Origin of the sequence: Anabaena sp. PCC 7108, from assembly GCF_000332135.1 — a bacterium.
Lineage (GTDB): Bacteria > Cyanobacteriota > Cyanobacteriia > Cyanobacteriales > Nostocaceae > Anabaena.
This window is the reverse complement of record NZ_KB235896.1, coordinates 2,225,567-2,240,528: the sequence shown is the minus strand read 5'-3', so window position 1 is coordinate 2,240,528 and position 14,962 is coordinate 2,225,567. Positions and strand designations below refer to the sequence as shown.

The 14,962-nt window shown below is 35.5% G+C and carries 14 protein-coding genes; 9 read left to right on the top strand and 5 right to left on the bottom strand.

What is annotated here, in order from left to right; translation table 11 throughout:
• Positions 1–23 precede the first annotated feature (23 nt).
• From ANA7108_RS0110955 to ANA7108_RS0110925, 7 genes are all read left to right on the top strand, one after another.
• A complete protein-coding gene (locus tag ANA7108_RS0110955) occupies positions 24–1,166 on the top strand; it encodes an IS4 family transposase (protein WP_026104115.1) in 1,143 nt (380 codons plus the stop codon).
• A gap of 127 nt (positions 1,167–1,293) precedes the next feature.
• Positions 1,294–2,277, top strand: coding sequence for a hypothetical protein (locus ANA7108_RS27200; RefSeq protein ID WP_016950831.1), 984 nt, complete (start codon positions 1,294–1,296; stop codon positions 2,275–2,277).
• Between the two features lie 2 nt (positions 2,278–2,279).
• Positions 2,280–2,957: a WD40 repeat domain-containing protein gene (locus tag ANA7108_RS0110945; RefSeq protein ID WP_052311093.1), complete on the top strand. Its 678-nt coding sequence runs from the start codon at positions 2,280–2,282 to the stop codon at positions 2,955–2,957.
• Positions 2,958–2,961: 4 nt separating this feature from the next.
• Positions 2,962–4,164: an ATP-binding protein gene (locus tag ANA7108_RS0110940; RefSeq protein ID WP_016950829.1), complete on the top strand. Its 1,203-nt coding sequence runs from the start codon at positions 2,962–2,964 to the stop codon at positions 4,162–4,164.
• 251 nt (positions 4,165–4,415) lie between these two features.
• Positions 4,416–4,778 carry a hypothetical protein gene (locus ANA7108_RS0110935; RefSeq protein WP_016950828.1) on the top strand — a complete coding sequence of 121 codons (363 nt, stop codon included), beginning with the start codon at positions 4,416–4,418 and terminating at the stop codon, positions 4,776–4,778.
• Between the two features lie 366 nt (positions 4,779–5,144).
• Complete coding sequence (locus ANA7108_RS0110930) at positions 5,145–5,684, top strand: Dps family protein (protein ID WP_016950827.1); 540 nt, start codon at positions 5,145–5,147, stop codon at positions 5,682–5,684.
• Between the two features lie 90 nt (positions 5,685–5,774).
• On the top strand, positions 5,775–6,542 hold the full coding sequence (locus ANA7108_RS0110925) for a ChaB family protein (RefSeq protein WP_016950826.1): 768 nt from the start codon (positions 5,775–5,777) through the stop codon (positions 6,540–6,542).
• Between the two features lie 131 nt (positions 6,543–6,673).
• Here ANA7108_RS0110925 and ANA7108_RS0110920 read toward each other — a convergent pair whose 3' ends face one another.
• From ANA7108_RS0110920 to ANA7108_RS0110910, 3 genes are all read right to left on the bottom strand, one after another.
• Positions 6,674–7,228: an RNA 2'-phosphotransferase gene (locus ANA7108_RS0110920; RefSeq protein WP_016950825.1), complete on the bottom strand. Its 555-nt coding sequence runs from the start codon at positions 7,226–7,228 to the stop codon at positions 6,674–6,676.
• Between the two features lie 206 nt (positions 7,229–7,434).
• Positions 7,435–7,845 carry a hypothetical protein gene (locus ANA7108_RS0110915; protein WP_016950824.1) on the bottom strand — a complete coding sequence of 137 codons (411 nt, stop codon included), beginning with the start codon at positions 7,843–7,845 and terminating at the stop codon, positions 7,435–7,437.
• A 91-nt stretch (positions 7,846–7,936) separates the two neighbouring features.
• Positions 7,937–9,139: an AAA family ATPase gene (locus ANA7108_RS0110910; protein ID WP_016950823.1), complete on the bottom strand. Its 1,203-nt coding sequence runs from the start codon at positions 9,137–9,139 to the stop codon at positions 7,937–7,939.
• A 625-nt stretch (positions 9,140–9,764) separates the two neighbouring features.
• Between ANA7108_RS0110910 and ANA7108_RS0110905 the strand changes: the two genes are divergently transcribed.
• The gene (locus ANA7108_RS0110905; RefSeq protein ID WP_026104113.1) at positions 9,765–10,220 is read left to right on the top strand and encodes a response regulator; all 456 of its coding nucleotides are present in this window, start codon (positions 9,765–9,767) and stop codon (positions 10,218–10,220) included.
• Positions 10,221–10,277: 57 nt separating this feature from the next.
• Here the strand turns inward: ANA7108_RS0110905 and ANA7108_RS0110900 are convergent, their stop codons facing one another.
• Both ANA7108_RS0110900 and ANA7108_RS0110895 read right to left on the bottom strand, forming a co-directional pair.
• The gene (locus ANA7108_RS0110900; RefSeq protein WP_016950821.1) at positions 10,278–11,402 is read right to left on the bottom strand and encodes a hybrid sensor histidine kinase/response regulator; all 1,125 of its coding nucleotides are present in this window, start codon (positions 11,400–11,402) and stop codon (positions 10,278–10,280) included.
• A 112-nt stretch (positions 11,403–11,514) separates the two neighbouring features.
• Entirely contained in the window at positions 11,515–12,837 is a 1,323-nt protein-coding gene (locus ANA7108_RS0110895; RefSeq protein ID WP_016950820.1) for a hybrid sensor histidine kinase/response regulator, read from the bottom strand.
• Between the two features lie 1,395 nt (positions 12,838–14,232).
• On the opposite strand from ANA7108_RS0110895, the gene ANA7108_RS0110890 reads away from it, so the two are divergent.
• Positions 14,233–14,955: a response regulator transcription factor gene (locus tag ANA7108_RS0110890; RefSeq protein ID WP_026104112.1), complete on the top strand. Its 723-nt coding sequence runs from the start codon at positions 14,233–14,235 to the stop codon at positions 14,953–14,955.
• Positions 14,956–14,962: the final 7 nt, after the last annotated feature.

The window sequence follows — 14,962 nt, the reverse complement described above, 5'->3', positions numbered from 1 at the left end:
TCAATAAGACCTATCTAATGAAAATGATACCAACATTCTATCAAAACCATCTCAGAAGTCAATTAAGTCTAGCAGAATACCTATTGTTAAAAATCCTGCTTCAGATTTTACAGTCAATTAAACAGGTAAGTCTAGAAAGTTTAGCGAATGCCTTACCAATACCCATAAAATTTGAAAGTAGACGCAGAAAAATACAAAGATTTTTATCATTGCCAAAATTAACAATAAAGAAGATATGGTTACCCATAATTGAAGTCTGGTTAGAGACATACCTTCAAGAGAAAGAAACAATATATCTAGTAATAGACCGGACTAAATGGTCATGTATAAATTTATTAATGATCAGCATGGTGTGGGAGAAACGAGCAATACCGATATATTTTGAATTATTGAAGCAAAAAGGAAATAGCAATCTCAAACAACAAACAGAAGCGTTGACCGAGATTTTAGCGATAGTAAAAAAATATAAAATATGTGTATTAGGAGATAGAGAATTCTGTTCTGTCAAATTAGCGAACTGGTTGAAGCAGCAAGGTTTAAGCTTTTGTTTAAGGTTAAGAAAGAATGAATTTGTCAAAAAAGAATCAGATATTTGGTTAGAGTTGAAAGATTTGGGATTAGCACCGGGATTATCGTTATTTTTGCCGGGAGTTAAAGTTACGAAACTTAGAGGTTTTGGATATTTTAATTTAGCCTGTAAATGGAAAAGGAAACTCCAGGGTATAGCACCAAAAGAAGGATGGTTTATTCTCACAGATTTACCAGAGTTAGGAGCAGCTATTACAGCTTATAAACAACGCTTTGATATTGAGGAAATGTTTAGAGATTTTAAAACAGGAGGTTATAATTTAGAAGATACGAAAGTCACGGGAGAACGGTTGATTTCACTAATTTTATTAATAGCTATTGCCTACACATCAGCCACAATTCAGGGACAACAAATTAAACGCAAGGGAGTACAAGAATATGTCGGAAGAGTTAAAGAAAACAGCCGTAGTACCAGACGACATAGCAGTTTTTATATTGGTCTATATGGTTATACTTGGATCAGTTTTATGGATAATTGTCAACCTTTACTAGCCCAATTAATGAGACTTAATCCTAATAAGCGCAAGTATTATCAACAAGGTCTAAGAGCTATGAACCTTATACAGTCAGTCTTTTAGTTGATTTTGTCCCCCCTTCAGCGAAAAAATACAATACTTCTGCGGTCGCGGATTTGTATTTGCAGCATTTCAAAACTTCTCCAACACCAATAAAAAAGGCTATTTTACAATTATCGGTGATGCGGGAATGGGTAAAAGTACCATCGCTGCAAAATACGTTTCTGAAAATAACGCAATTTGTTATTTTAACGTCTTAGTAGATGGTCGTAACCGTCCCGAATTATTCCTGGAAAGCATTCGTAAACAACTAATTAACCGCTATCAAATCACAAATATTGAAAATGCTGATTTATCAACATTACTGGTAAAAGTTACGGGAAAACTCAGCAATAATGAAAAATTAATTATTGTTGTTGATGCACTGGATGAAGTCAACCAAGAACCAGGAGCAGAAAATATTTTATATTTACCCAAAACCCTACCAGATAATGTTTACTTTTTGCTGACACGACGACGCTATGAACCAACTAAAGAACGACTCTATACTGAAGGATTGAAAAAAGAATATTTAGATTTAACTGATAAAAAGTATAATTCAGAAAATGCAAAAGACATTCAAGAATATATTCGCTTTTATTTAGAAAATTACCCAGAACATAAAAACGGTTTACAAAATTGGATTACCAGCAAAAATATTAAACATGATGCTTTTATCAAAGAATTAGCAGACAAGAGCGAAAATAATTTTATGTATCTTCGCTATGTCTTACCAACAATAGCAGAAGGTAAATATAATGATTTGAATTTAACCCAATTACCACAAGGGTTACAGAACTATTATCAAACCCATTGGGGTAGGATGAAAATGAATGATTCATCTAAAGAAATGAAGGTAATGATTCTGTTTACTTTATTGGAAATTGCTACACCAATTCCCTGTGAGATGATTTTTGATATTCTCAATCAAGATGAATGTGATGTGCAGAATGTTTTAGATGAATGGATTGAATATTTAAGAAAATCAAATATAGATGGAGATATTTGTTATAGTATCTATCATGCTAGTTTCTTGGATTTCTTAAAAACCAAAAGAGAACTCAAAGCAACCCGCAAGTTATTTACAGAAGTAAATCAGCGTATTGTTGATTATTGGCAACGGGAGCAGGGATGAAGATGCAGCAATTTAATAAAAAATCATCCTCAAAAAAATCCTATTCCCAAAAAGCTTATCTGGGTAGATATCCTTATAACTTGGTAAACTCTGGCAACTTAACCAAATATTACCAAATCCTCACAGATTATCAATTCATATCCGCCAAAATCAATCATCCTGACTTTGGCATCCAAGCATTAATAGAAGATTATGATTTATTAGGTGATACCCAAACCAAAACATTAAAATATATTCAAAGTGCTTTGCGACTGTCTGCACACATCGTCACCCAGCATAAACAACAATTACCCAGTCAATTATGGGGAAGGTTACAAGCTATCCACACCCCAGAAATTCAACAACTATTACAACAAATATCACAAACTCAAACTCGCCCTTGGTTGCGTCCCCTCACCCCCAGTCTCACCCAAGCAGGAGGAAGGTTACTCCGCACCCTCTCAGGTCATAGTGATTGGGTAAACGCAGTCGCAGTGACAGCAGACTCTAAACGGTTGATTTCTGGTTCAAGAGACAAAACTGTCAAGGTGCGGAATTTAGAGACAGGGGAGGAAATAGCTACTTTTATAGGCGACGCTGACTTTCATTCCTGTGGGGTTACACCAAATGATTTAACAATTGTCGCGGGTGACAGGTCAGGTAGGTTGCATTTTTTAAAGTTGGAAAATGCGGGAGAGTGAATTTATGAACTCCACACCCAGACCACCAACGGTTAATAATTACCTGGATACTCAGCAACAATTCACGGCAGTTATTAATACCAAAAGCGCGAATTTTATCGGTCGTGATTTTGTTGTCACTGCTATTAATAATTTTCTTAACCGCTATAACCGGGGTTATTTCACTATTATCGGCGCACCGGGTAGCGGTAAAAGTGCTATAATTGCTAAATATGTGAAAGATAATCCTCCAGAAAATTGCCAGGTAATTTATTACAACGCGGAATTAGAGGGGAAAAATCACGCTGAAGAATTTTTAATATATATATGTTGTCAAATTATCGCCAAGTTTCAAAATTTATCACTGCCAAATTTACCGGATAATGCTACAGAAGGAAGTTGGTTTTTATCGTTGTTGCTGCAACAAATTAGCGAAAGTTTATTACAAGCAAATCAAAAATTAATTATTGCCATTGACGGGTTAAACTGCATCAACCGCAATTTACAACCACCAGGAACAAATATTTTTTATCTTCCTCGTTACGTTCCCCAAGGGGTGTATTTTCTCCTTTCCCGTCGTCCGTTTTTATTGAGTAATTCTGGTTTATTAATTGAAGCACCGGTGCAAAGTTTGCATTTAGCAGATTATCCACAGGAAAATAAACAAGATATTCAAAATTATATTCAGAGAAACCTAACCCCCCTCACCCCCCTTCCCTACCAGGGAATGGGGGAACAAGAATTACAAGAATTATCTAACTCCCCTTTCCTTTTAGGAGAGGGGTTGGGGGAGAGGTCAATCAAATCTTGGTTAAATACTCACCAAATAAATGAAGCAGAATTTATTTCTAATTTAACCAACCGCAGCGAAAATAATTTTATGTACGTGAGTCAAGTTTTAGTTGCTATTGCTGATGGTTTCTATACCGGACTTTCGCAGTTAGAAACCTCTCTAGCACCTGGGTTAGAATCTTATTACCAACAGCATTTACAAAAAATGCTACCCTCTACAGGTGAAGATTTCCCCCTAGCGGTGTTGAAAGTTTTAGCACAGCAAACACAACCTATTTCTGTTGCTGCTATCGCGGAAATACTGGATACAGATGAATATGAAATTGAAGAATTGTTAGAAAATTGGGTAGAGTTCTTAAATTTGCAATCTATCTCAGGGGATATTTATTACAGCTTTTATCATTGTAGTTTTCGTGATGCTGTCAACAAGATATAGAGGTATGCACTAATAACCGACATATTGTCTAGGCAATGCCATTTAAAAGGAAATAATCACAGTTATAAACCATGATTTTGCAGCGAGGAGCATGGTGCAAAATGTGAGCTATCAGTCTTTTTTTATATCTAAAGAGTGATTTTATATAATTTTATTTAATTCAAAATTAGAGCAAATTCTCTCTGAAGATTGATTTAATCAATGTTGAACCTCACTATCATTGAATGACAGAATAGAGTGAAAAATATCAAATGAAGATTCTTGATTTTGCTATATCTAGATTTGATTCAGCTTCTAGATTTTTAATTGTGGCTTTTGCCTGTGCCTTCATATTTTTATTTACTACTTTTCCGGCTTTCGCTATCAGTAGTTATCAAAGTGAGCCAACAGAAGGTACGACACAATTACTGGAAACTCAACGCCAAACTGATGAAGCGGCTAAAGCTCCACCAATAGGACTGAAAGAAACGCAAGAAAAAACAAAAAGAGGACTTAACGAAGTTCAGGGAGATGCTGATATTGATAAAATGAAGACTCCCGCAAATTCCCAGAATGCAACTTCAGTAGAACAGGAAGTAAAAGGCTTTTTGGAAAAAGTTACAGGCAAGGATTAGTGACAATTATTCATAATAATTCATACATTTTGTGCAGGATCAATGAGTAATGTAGGTATTATAAATTGATCCTCTATTTTGTGTTATGGCAGGTGACTCTTAACAGGTGACAGGTGACAGTGCTAAAACTCTTTTGGTGTCTAAGTTTTAGCATTGGTAGATGTCCTAACCGCCTTGTCTGTTGCTATATCTAGTTTTAAATAAATTTATAGATAATTGATAGTCATTAATTAAAAAATTCAAAAATTATCAAGCAAGGATGAATAGTTAATTTTTATTTTATTCCTTTAGAGTGATGTGGATTATATCTATATTGTGAACTTAATAATATATATATCAGTAAGTAAAGCTAGGGAAGGAAGACCAATGAATAAAATAAATATCGGTTTAACAGAGGAACAGCGTCACGGTGTCATAAATTTGCTGAATCAAGATTTAGCAGATTCTTATGTACTTCTAGTAAAAACTAAAAAGTACCATTGGGATGTTGTTGGTCCTCAGTTCCGCACTCTCCATCAACTTTGGGAAGAACACTATAATGCACTGACTGTAAATATTGATGAATTGGCTGAAAGAATTCGGGCTTTAGGTTGTTATCCCCTGGGAACAATGGAGGGATTTCTTAAGGTTGCTACTCTTAAAGAACACGCGGGTAAAATTCCCTTAGCGACAGGAATGGTAGCTCGATTAGTCAAAGATCATGAGCAGATTATTCGCAATGTTAGAGATCATGTGGATCAGTGTAGCGAAGAATTTCATGATCAGGGAACTGCTGATTTTTTAACTAATTTAATGGAAAAACATGAGCAAATGGCTTGGATGTTACGCTCATTTATTGAAGGAGAAGCACTGCAACCCGATGGTAAACAGCAAGCAACAGAAACTAAAACTCCAGTGGGTGTGTAAGTAAAAGAAAGGTCTTTAGACCTCTCTACAATTTTTTGATTATTCACTTAGTTGAAAGTTATAAATACCAAAAGATTAAGGAGTATATAAATGCCAGAAGAATATCAAGCAGAACGTACTATCTCAGCTGTATTTAAAGAACAAAAGCAAGTTGATGATGTCATTCGCCGTTTACTAGATAGAGGTATCCCCAAGGATTATATTTCGGTGATGGGCAGAAATTTCCAGTCAGAAACAAGAATTTCTGGTTTTCTGACTAAGAAAGATGTGATTCTGGGAGGTTTGAAAACAGGAGCAATTTTTGGTTCTTTGTTTGGTTCTTTCCTGAGCTTGTTAACGGGTGTCGGTGTCTTGTTTATTCCCTTTGTGGGACCGGTTGTAGCAGCAGGACCAATTGGTGCAGTGTTGTTGGGGGCTGCTAGTGGTGCGATCGCAGGTAGTGCTGGTGCTGGTTTGGTATCAGTTCTCACTACTTTGGGGATGCCTGAAGATAAAGCTACTGTTTATCAAACCCGCTTAGAAGCTGGGGAATTCTTATTGATGGCGGAAATTCCGAGCGATCGCACAGGCGAATTTCAATTACTATTTGAAAGCGCTCGCGGTGAAGAAATTCACACAATTGATCAAGCCCTGGATCATCCTTGTCCTGGCCGATGTAACAGCCCAGAGGATTTAGCGCCTGAAGTTCGCACTCATCTTTCCAGAGAAGCCCAAGGAGTATTTATTGAGCGCTATAACGTCGTACTTAATGAAACAAATGACGAGCTTACAGCTGAACAATCGGCCTGGAGTGCTGTTCGTGAACAATTTGATGAAGATGAGAATGGTGTTTGGTCAAAAGCCAAGATGATTGCTTAAGTTGTGATTTTTCTGGATAAATTGTGACACTCTAGGGCGATTGTGGACATTACATAAAATCTCAAGAACGTCCTAAATCAAATCCCTCTTCTTCTTAAGGAGAGGGTTTGTTTTAATTTCTGCTATGTGATTCATTTACCTAAAAATAGCTGTAAATATTCAAGTGGTACATGATCCACTAACCAAACAGCATTATCTGAACAATAAAAAATGTAACCTGCTGCATACATCTTACCAGCATCTACAGCAAAAATCACGGGTCTACCATGCCTTGCACCCACTATTTTAGCTGTAGAGATATCTGATGATAAATGCACATGATGGCGTGACATTTTGCCAATTCCCGTTTGCATAATTCCATCTACAGATTTGTTTCCTGTACCGTGATAAAGCACATCTGGGGGAACAGCAGGTTCTAACTGTAAATCAATTTCTATACTGTGTCCTTGATTAGCACGAATGAAAGTATGGGTAGAATCAAAGGAAAAGCGTTTTTTATCATTTGTGGCCACTACCTCCTGTAATTCTTGCCGGGTAATGGGAAATTTGTTTTTAGCACAAGCAGTTAGCAATTCATCTACAGAAACCCAACCACCAGTAACTAATTTAATTCCTATTTCTTCAGGTTGATGACGTAAATATTTACTCAGAAATTTGCTGATTTTCACTAACCGTGAATTACTCATTTTCCATAATTATTAACTAATACTTGAAGTTGATATAGCGTTTTCTAGTCTGGTGAAGTACAAAATCATCTGCGTTTATCTGCGTCCATCTGCGTTTAATTATTACAGCTTGTACCTCATTTGAATGGTAATTGCTATATATGGCGTTTCCTAATCACATCAGGCACATCATAGCCCCCTCATCGCTTGCGGGGGTGGGGTTATAATCATCTTTGCGAACGATGAGTTTTCAAATAATCCCAAAAGCAAACCATAAAGCCTAACACACAACTTGCTTTCCAGAGGAACAACCACCAAGGTTTCCACCATCCTCCAGTTTGAACTTCGACAATATCAGATAACCCGAACAACAGAAAAATCACCGCAGTAATTTTATTTTTGCGTTTAGCAATGAGGCAATCTCGTTTGTAGCTATATACTATAAATCCCAAGGCAAATAAACCCCATAATACTGCCTCAATATAATTTCCTTGACGGTAAAGGGTTTCCAAAAGTTGGGCATTTTCCAGTGAACCAGACTGATTTAACCACAAAACAAACCCAAGCATTGCCAAAAATAACAGGCTTAAACGCAGAATTGCTCCTTTAGTCAACTGCAAGGGAGATTGTGGATTCATAATATTTCAATTTAGATTAAATTGAGAAAATTTATTTTCCTATTCAGGCTAATGCGAGTGTAAATCATCACAATTACTGATAACTGATTTTTTAAACAAAACGCTCAGTAAACTCACACATCAAATCTACTCTGCCTTTACGTAACATAGCTGGATCTAATCTTTCCGTGGTGTTACAAGTCATCAATACCACCAACCGCTGTTTGATCTGCACTCCAGATTCGTCAATAACACTCTGGTACAAAGTCCCATCTAGCAACGCCAAAATATGTTCAGTTTTGTTATTGTATTGTGCTACTTCTGAAGCTCGATCTTGGGCTAAGTTATCAGCTTCATTGATAATAATACAAATTTTTTCTAAGTAAGTTGGCGGCACAAAGTTGGTGATAGCATCATGATCCAAAATAAAAATTACATACCCTAAAGGTACAAGAATTTCTTTGGCTACTGATTGTGTCCATGCTGTTTTACCTGTTCCTGGTTCTCCATGTACTACAACTGCTAATTGGTTTTGATTGAGAATCGCTTGCTGGACTGAATCACTGAAATCTTGAATATTTTTGGGAAATGTCCGAATAGGGAATTGACTGTGAACTTTACCTACACGACTTTGATATCCACTCAACATCACCGCTAAATCATGGGTAGCTTTATTAATTAAAGATGCCAGATTTTGCGACATTAAAGTATATTGTCTTCGCCCACGATCATAGGGATCAATTTGCAGCCAAATATCATATTTAGCCCAATAAGCATAAACAGTATTGAATACATCTAAACGTTCCCAGCTAACAAACTTATCAACTGGAAAATAAAAATCTCTCTCTGAATAATATTGGGTAATAATATCAGGACGTTCTAATAAACGTAGAACTCGTAAAACAGTAATTTCTTGTAATAAATTGAGTACGTAATCAATGGGAATACTGTTACGACTAACAAATTGAACTATGGGCGTTTCTGTACTTAAAACATCTTTATAGCGATAATCTGGTGTCAGTGGTTCTGGTGTGATAAAATTCCAATATTTTTGTAATTCACCACGAGTATAGTCAGAAGCTAGATTTAATATATTTGCCCACCAAGCATAATCTTTTCTAGCTAAAGCATCGGCATAATAACTAGCTAGGTTAATACTTTTTTGGGTTAACTCCTGCGTATCATGAAATATTACTTGCCAGAGATAGTTCCAATCAAAGTCACGGTGAAATGGTCGCCAACCACTAGAAAGTAGGTTTTGGCGGTTATTATTGCTAGAATTACCATCGTTGTTGCCAAAATAATCAAAATCCATATTTTCTGTGATTCGGGAAAGTCAAACTATTTTCTGCTAACGCAGGAGATGATCTAAAACTTTTCTCGTACTATAAACTACCTGAGTGCAAGTTGCCACAGCCAGAGTTTATTATTTGCCGGAAAGTGTGCTGATCAGTATTACACCAAGTTACGCAAGTAGTGAAATTCACTACAATTTTATGGCATTAATTAGCATTAGCTTGCGTACTACACTGTAATACACAAAAGAGTCTATGTCAAGTATTTTCTTCAAAATAGTTATATTTAACTAAGTATCAGCTAAGTTATTAACAAATTCTCAGGATATCAAAGCAATATTTATCAACCCTCTAATTATTACAATAATTCCTGGGAATATACCGAAATAAAGCTGGATTTTTATATGTAAATTTATTATGAAGTTATGAAGAAAATATTCTGTAATTTTGCATATAATCAAGAGGTGTATACTAAATTTATTTAGTTTGAGATTTTTGTGTTTTTTGAGATTGGTGAAGATTCTCAACTTCACCTAAACTACACACGAGATCAACCAGATTGAGCTTTATCTGATGTCCAACGGGGTATGTCGTTTGTTTATATGAGAAAAACAATGTATCCCCATATAATCTTCTGGATAAGAAATGTATCTGGCAAATTCATTCATGAGTGATGAAAAAAAGCAAGCCTCTCAGAAGCCTTTAATTTTAGTTGTAGAAGATCATGATGACAATCTACTGCTACTTAGTTATGCCCTTGACTCACTTGGGTGCAAATTTATTTGTCAAACTGATAGTTCCAACACGCTACTGGTAGCCAAAAATTATCAGCCGGACTTAATTTTATTAGATATTTTGTTACCTGGGCTTAGTGGTCTCGATGTGATGCGATCTTTAAAGTGTGAACCTCTAACTTGGCATATTCCAGTAGTTGCAGTTACTGCTTTAGCTGGTAGAGATCAGGAAGAACGTTTCCTGAGAGCGGGTTTTAATGATTATATTAGTAAGCCCTATATGCTTCAGGATTTAGAGGTGATTATTTATCGTTTGCTACAGGGAAAAATAGCGCCATGTTCAGCTTTTGAAGTATGTCAAGAATAACTATTAAGACTTAATTGTAATTATCAATTCTACAATTGTTAAATTAGATTACATCAATTAAGTTGATTTTGGTAATCGAATTGTAAATACACTACCTTTACCTAATTCTGAAAAAAGTTCGATTTTTCCCCCGTGTGCTTCTATGATACAACGTGATAAATATAGTCCTAAACCGCTACCTGATCTTTTATTTCTCCCTTGACGAAACCTTTCAAAAATGCTTATTTGGTCTTCAGGTGCAATTCCGTAACCTGTATCAGTAACTGCAATGATGATTTCAGCTTTATTGGTATTGGTAGGTAAATTTTCATAAATGCGAATTTCTATGCTGCCTTTATCTGTAAACTTGATAGCATTACCAATTAAGTTGTTTAAAACTCGTCTTAGTTCCAGTTTATCCCCAATAATCAAACCAGCATTATCACCTTGTTGATCTAACTGATAAGTATCTAATTTCAGAGTTAAATCTTTCTCATTAGCAAGGGTATTGAGTTCACTTACTACTTCTTGAGCTATTTCTTTTAAGTTGCAGTTTTGTAGATTTAATGTTTTTTTACCCGCCTCAAAGCGATAAACTTCTAGTAAAGTATTAACCATTTCCATTAAATTTTTGTTACTGCGAATCATCACAGCAATTGCTTGTTTCATTTCTGGAGAAATATTGCAGAAAGTCTCCTGTTGAAATAAACTCAGCATTCGATCAGCTGCTACCAGTGGTGTTCGCAAATCATGAGTGAGACGAGAAACGAAGTCTTCTCGCTGACGGGTCATTTTTTGTTGTTCGTCTATACTATGCTTGAGACGAAGCAGCGATCGCACTCTAGCTAGTAATTCATCTGTATCAAAGGGTTTACGAATAAAATCATCAGCCCCAATATCTAATCCTTCGACAGCACTGGCTTCGTGAAATGCTGTGATTAACAAAATTGGAATATAGCTAAGATCAGGATTATTACGAATTCTACGCGTAACTTCATAACCATCCATTCCTGGCATCATTACATCTAAGAGAATTAAATGTGGTGGTGATTCTGCAATTTTTTGTAAAGCAGTTGCACCATCTGTGACTAAATCAATTTCATAATTTTCACTCTCTAAAATTGTTCGGACTAAAACTAGATTGTCTCTAGAATCATCAACGGCAAGAATTCGGCTAATTTTATCGTTTTTGACAACAGACATGGTTACTTAACTTCTGTATTAATCAGGTGAAAGCTGAACATGAGAATAGGGCTTGCACTGCGCTATCAAATATTAAGTATTTGTAATTTTTGACTAATGAAATCCGCTGTAATTATGGTTTAAGATTAGGATATTCCATAAAATATTTACTAAATATAGATGTAGATGGAAGATGATTATTAGTAGAATAGTACAACCCATCACCACCAAAATTAAAACTAGAATTAGGTGATAATATTACTTTTCGTGGTAATTCAATTGTAAATATTGAACCTACGTCTAATTGACTTTCTAGAAATATTTTTCCTCCCATTGTTTTTACTAATGAATCAATAATTGCTAATCCCAAACCAGTTCCCGGATATTTCCGGCTGATACCTTGATCTACTTGGCGAAATGCTTCAAAAATATGTTCAAAATCTCCAGGAGAAATGCCAATTCCTGTATCCTCGATACTAATAGTTACTTGATTACCAGGAGTTTCTTTCACTTTTACACAAATACCTCCATTCTCTGTAAACTTGACTGCATTGGAGAGTAGGTTAATGAGAATCTGATGTACTCTGACTGGATCATTAAAAATCAACTTATTCTGCAAATCTATTTTTAATTCCAGAGATAACTTTTTGGCTTCAGCTAAAGAACGTATTTCTTCTACCGTCTTATTAACTATTGTAGATAAGTCAAATATTTCTGGCTTTATCTCTAAGTTGCCAGACTCTAGTTTAGAAAAATCCAGTACTTCATTGAGCAACATTAACAAATGTTTACCATTATTGAGAATCCGCTCTACCATATCTGTTTGCTGATTAGTAAGTTGAGCAAATTTAGGACGTAATAGTATTTGTGAAAAACCAATAATTGCATTCATTGGTGTTCTTAACTCATGAGATATAGTTGCTAAAAATTGTGATTTTAGTCGTGATGCTTCCAATAACTTCAAATTTTGTAGCTGTATTTGTTGCCGTTGTTTCTCCAATTCTTGGTTCTGATGAAGCAGTTGTTCATAACTTTCTTTCAGCTTTTGATTTGCTGAAGCTGCCTCAGTTTCAGCTCGGTATAAACGAATTGCACTCCTCAGAGTCTGTACTAAAGTTTCTGAGGATAGTTTAGATTTAGGAATATAGTCTGTAGCACCTGCTTTTATTAGCTCGACAGCTATTTGTTCATTTCCTTGATCAGAGATAATGACTAAAGGAACTTTGATTTCTGAAGAATGTAGCTTGTGAATCGAGTTTAATCCATCTTGATCTGTTAAACAATTATTAATAAGAATGCAGTCAAACTTACTACTTCTGAGTGCAATAAGTGCCTTATTAATCTCACTAACTTCATGCAGTTCTATATAAGAATCCGCTTGAGTTAGAGCTACAATTACTGCCATGCGATCTACTTCATCATTGTTTACAACCAAGATTTTCAGCGTCTCTTCCATTGGTTTTTACTTTCGCTGTCCGATACAGGTTGATGTACAGGATTTATGTTCTTAAGCTATCCAAATACAACATTTACCCTTGTTGATTAATTTCAGCATTTAATAATTAAAACAAACCATTTTAAACTACTGTTAGTTGGTATAGCTATAGTGACTCATCCAGGATATTAACTAACAAATTAGCTGAGTTGTTCAAGGTTAGGGAGCAGGTAAATTCGGCTCTAGCTTGGGTGGTATTAGCTATACGATATGGTAATTTATTCGGGAATCTTACCCAATATATGATCCAGATTTAGCACATTATTTTTTCATCCTTTACTTATTATATATTAACCAATTTTACTGTTCTTTACTAGTATTTAAAGAGAATATTTTATATTTTCTTGTAAATTCGTTTATTTGAATCTACTTATTACCGTTGTGGTTAAAGAACTGTTGCTTTTATTTAATTACCAATCACTGGTGAGCAACTAGTAATTATGCACATAAAATCGATTATCTACTAAGATAAGCAGAACCCATATCTAGTAAAGTTAGGTACTTTACTTATGTTAATATAATTGTAAATGAGTCAGCGATTCTTTGTCCTCAGTCATTAGTGAGAGTTGCATACAAACATTGCTGATCAAGAGCTTGAGAAGTTTTATTCAAAAGAATTTAGGTAGATTCTAAGTGATGAGTATTAGTTCCCTGATTATAAAAAGAATAAACTATTCATAATTTTGCTTTTTCCAGTTAAAGCGGCAGTACTCATTGATTTTTAAGAATTTATGCAAGCCCTTAAAGTAAAACACAGTCATGCTGTTATCATTCCCTTGAATTTAAACATGATCATGATAGATGAAAAACTGCAAAATTGATGTAGTCTTTTTTGGGCAATCATAAATCTAAACTTGTTCTGTCAATAACTAATTTTAGGAATACACACCTATAATTAAAGAGTAAGAAGTGAGAAAAATTGCGGTTTATGAAAATGACAGATAGCTCCATTAATTTTATTAGCTGATCAGTTTGGGTCAAGGGCGCTGTTGAGAATTCATCCTTTTTTTAGGTAGCTTGTGGTTGTGCTAATTTAGAGATTTTTAGCAGCTTCGCCCAAGGCTGACAAGTAAAATTAGGGAAGAAATTTGGTTGAGAAACCCTGAGTCAGAATAAATGGCTAATATATTTCAGCATTATTCTCATCAATATTTCACTTTTTTTTCCTGAATAGCCATATACCCGTAGTTAGATTTTTACTTTCACCTTACATAAAAAAAGAAAATTTATTATTTCTATCGATGGATGCAGGACAGTAAAAATATCATCTACCTTTGGTTTGGGGAAATTAGAGCCAACACTTACACTAAAGTCTTAACTTTGGAAAAGTCGTCAGCTAAAGAGTTGAGTGCAAAAATGAGCGAAATTAGCATTGTTTTAATTGAAGATCATGATTTAACCCGCATGGGATTAAGGGCTGCATTGCAGTCACACAGCGGTTTAAGAGTTATTGGTGAAGCGGCAAATGCCACTCAGGGATTAAAACTTTTAGAAACTACTAAGCCAGATGTGGCTGTAGTAGATATTGGCTTGCCAGATATGGATGGCATTGAACTTACACGCAAGTTTAAGCGCTACCAGACAGAAACTGGACAATCAAACACAAAAATTCTCATTTTGACAATGGATCACACAGAAGACGCTGTATTGGCAGCTTTTGCGGCCGGAGCAGATTCTTATTATATGAAGGAGACAAGCATCAGTAAATTAACTGAGGCCATACAAGCGACTCATGGTGGTAACTCTTGGATCGATCCGGCTATTGCCAATGTAGTCTTACGGAAGATGCGTCAGGGCATACCAGGAGATATCCAAACATCAGACAAACCAAAAACTGTAAAAATTGAGGCTTTGGCTACAGAATACGAGCAAGTTTTGGAAACCTACCCTTTGACTCAGCGAGAATTGGAAATTTTAGAGTTGATTGTTGCTGGTTGTAGTAATGGTCAAATTGCGGAAAAACTCTATATCACAGTAGGTACAGTCAAAACTCACGTTCGGAATATTTTGAATAAACTCTGTGCAGATGACCGGACACAAGCTGCTGTTAGAGCTTTGCGTTCTGGTTTAGTGGGTTAAGATTATT

Coding starts and splice junctions, on each gene's coding strand:
- ANA7108_RS0110905 (WP_026104113.1), top strand. CDS start 9,765: ATGTATCTGGCAAATTCATTCATGAGTGATGAAAAAAAGCAAGCCTCT.
- ANA7108_RS0110910 (WP_016950823.1), bottom strand. CDS start 9,139: ATGGATTTTGATTATTTTGGCAACAACGATGGTAATTCTAGCAATAAT.
- ANA7108_RS0110945 (WP_052311093.1), top strand. CDS start 2,280: ATGCAGCAATTTAATAAAAAATCATCCTCAAAAAAATCCTATTCCCAA.
- ANA7108_RS0110930 (WP_016950827.1), top strand. CDS start 5,145: ATGAATAAAATAAATATCGGTTTAACAGAGGAACAGCGTCACGGTGTC.
- ANA7108_RS0110895 (WP_016950820.1), bottom strand. CDS start 12,837: ATGGAAGAGACGCTGAAAATCTTGGTTGTAAACAATGATGAAGTAGAT.
- ANA7108_RS27200 (WP_016950831.1), top strand. CDS start 1,294: ATGGGTAAAAGTACCATCGCTGCAAAATACGTTTCTGAAAATAACGCA.
- ANA7108_RS0110915 (WP_016950824.1), bottom strand. CDS start 7,845: ATGAATCCACAATCTCCCTTGCAGTTGACTAAAGGAGCAATTCTGCGT.
- ANA7108_RS0110935 (WP_016950828.1), top strand. CDS start 4,416: ATGAAGATTCTTGATTTTGCTATATCTAGATTTGATTCAGCTTCTAGA.
- ANA7108_RS0110925 (WP_016950826.1), top strand. CDS start 5,775: ATGCCAGAAGAATATCAAGCAGAACGTACTATCTCAGCTGTATTTAAA.
- ANA7108_RS0110900 (WP_016950821.1), bottom strand. CDS start 11,402: ATGTCTGTTGTCAAAAACGATAAAATTAGCCGAATTCTTGCCGTTGAT.
- ANA7108_RS0110955 (WP_026104115.1), top strand. CDS start 24: ATGATACCAACATTCTATCAAAACCATCTCAGAAGTCAATTAAGTCTA.
- ANA7108_RS0110890 (WP_026104112.1), top strand. CDS start 14,233: ATGAGCGAAATTAGCATTGTTTTAATTGAAGATCATGATTTAACCCGC.
- ANA7108_RS0110940 (WP_016950829.1), top strand. CDS start 2,962: ATGAACTCCACACCCAGACCACCAACGGTTAATAATTACCTGGATACT.
- ANA7108_RS0110920 (WP_016950825.1), bottom strand. CDS start 7,228: ATGAGTAATTCACGGTTAGTGAAAATCAGCAAATTTCTGAGTAAATAT.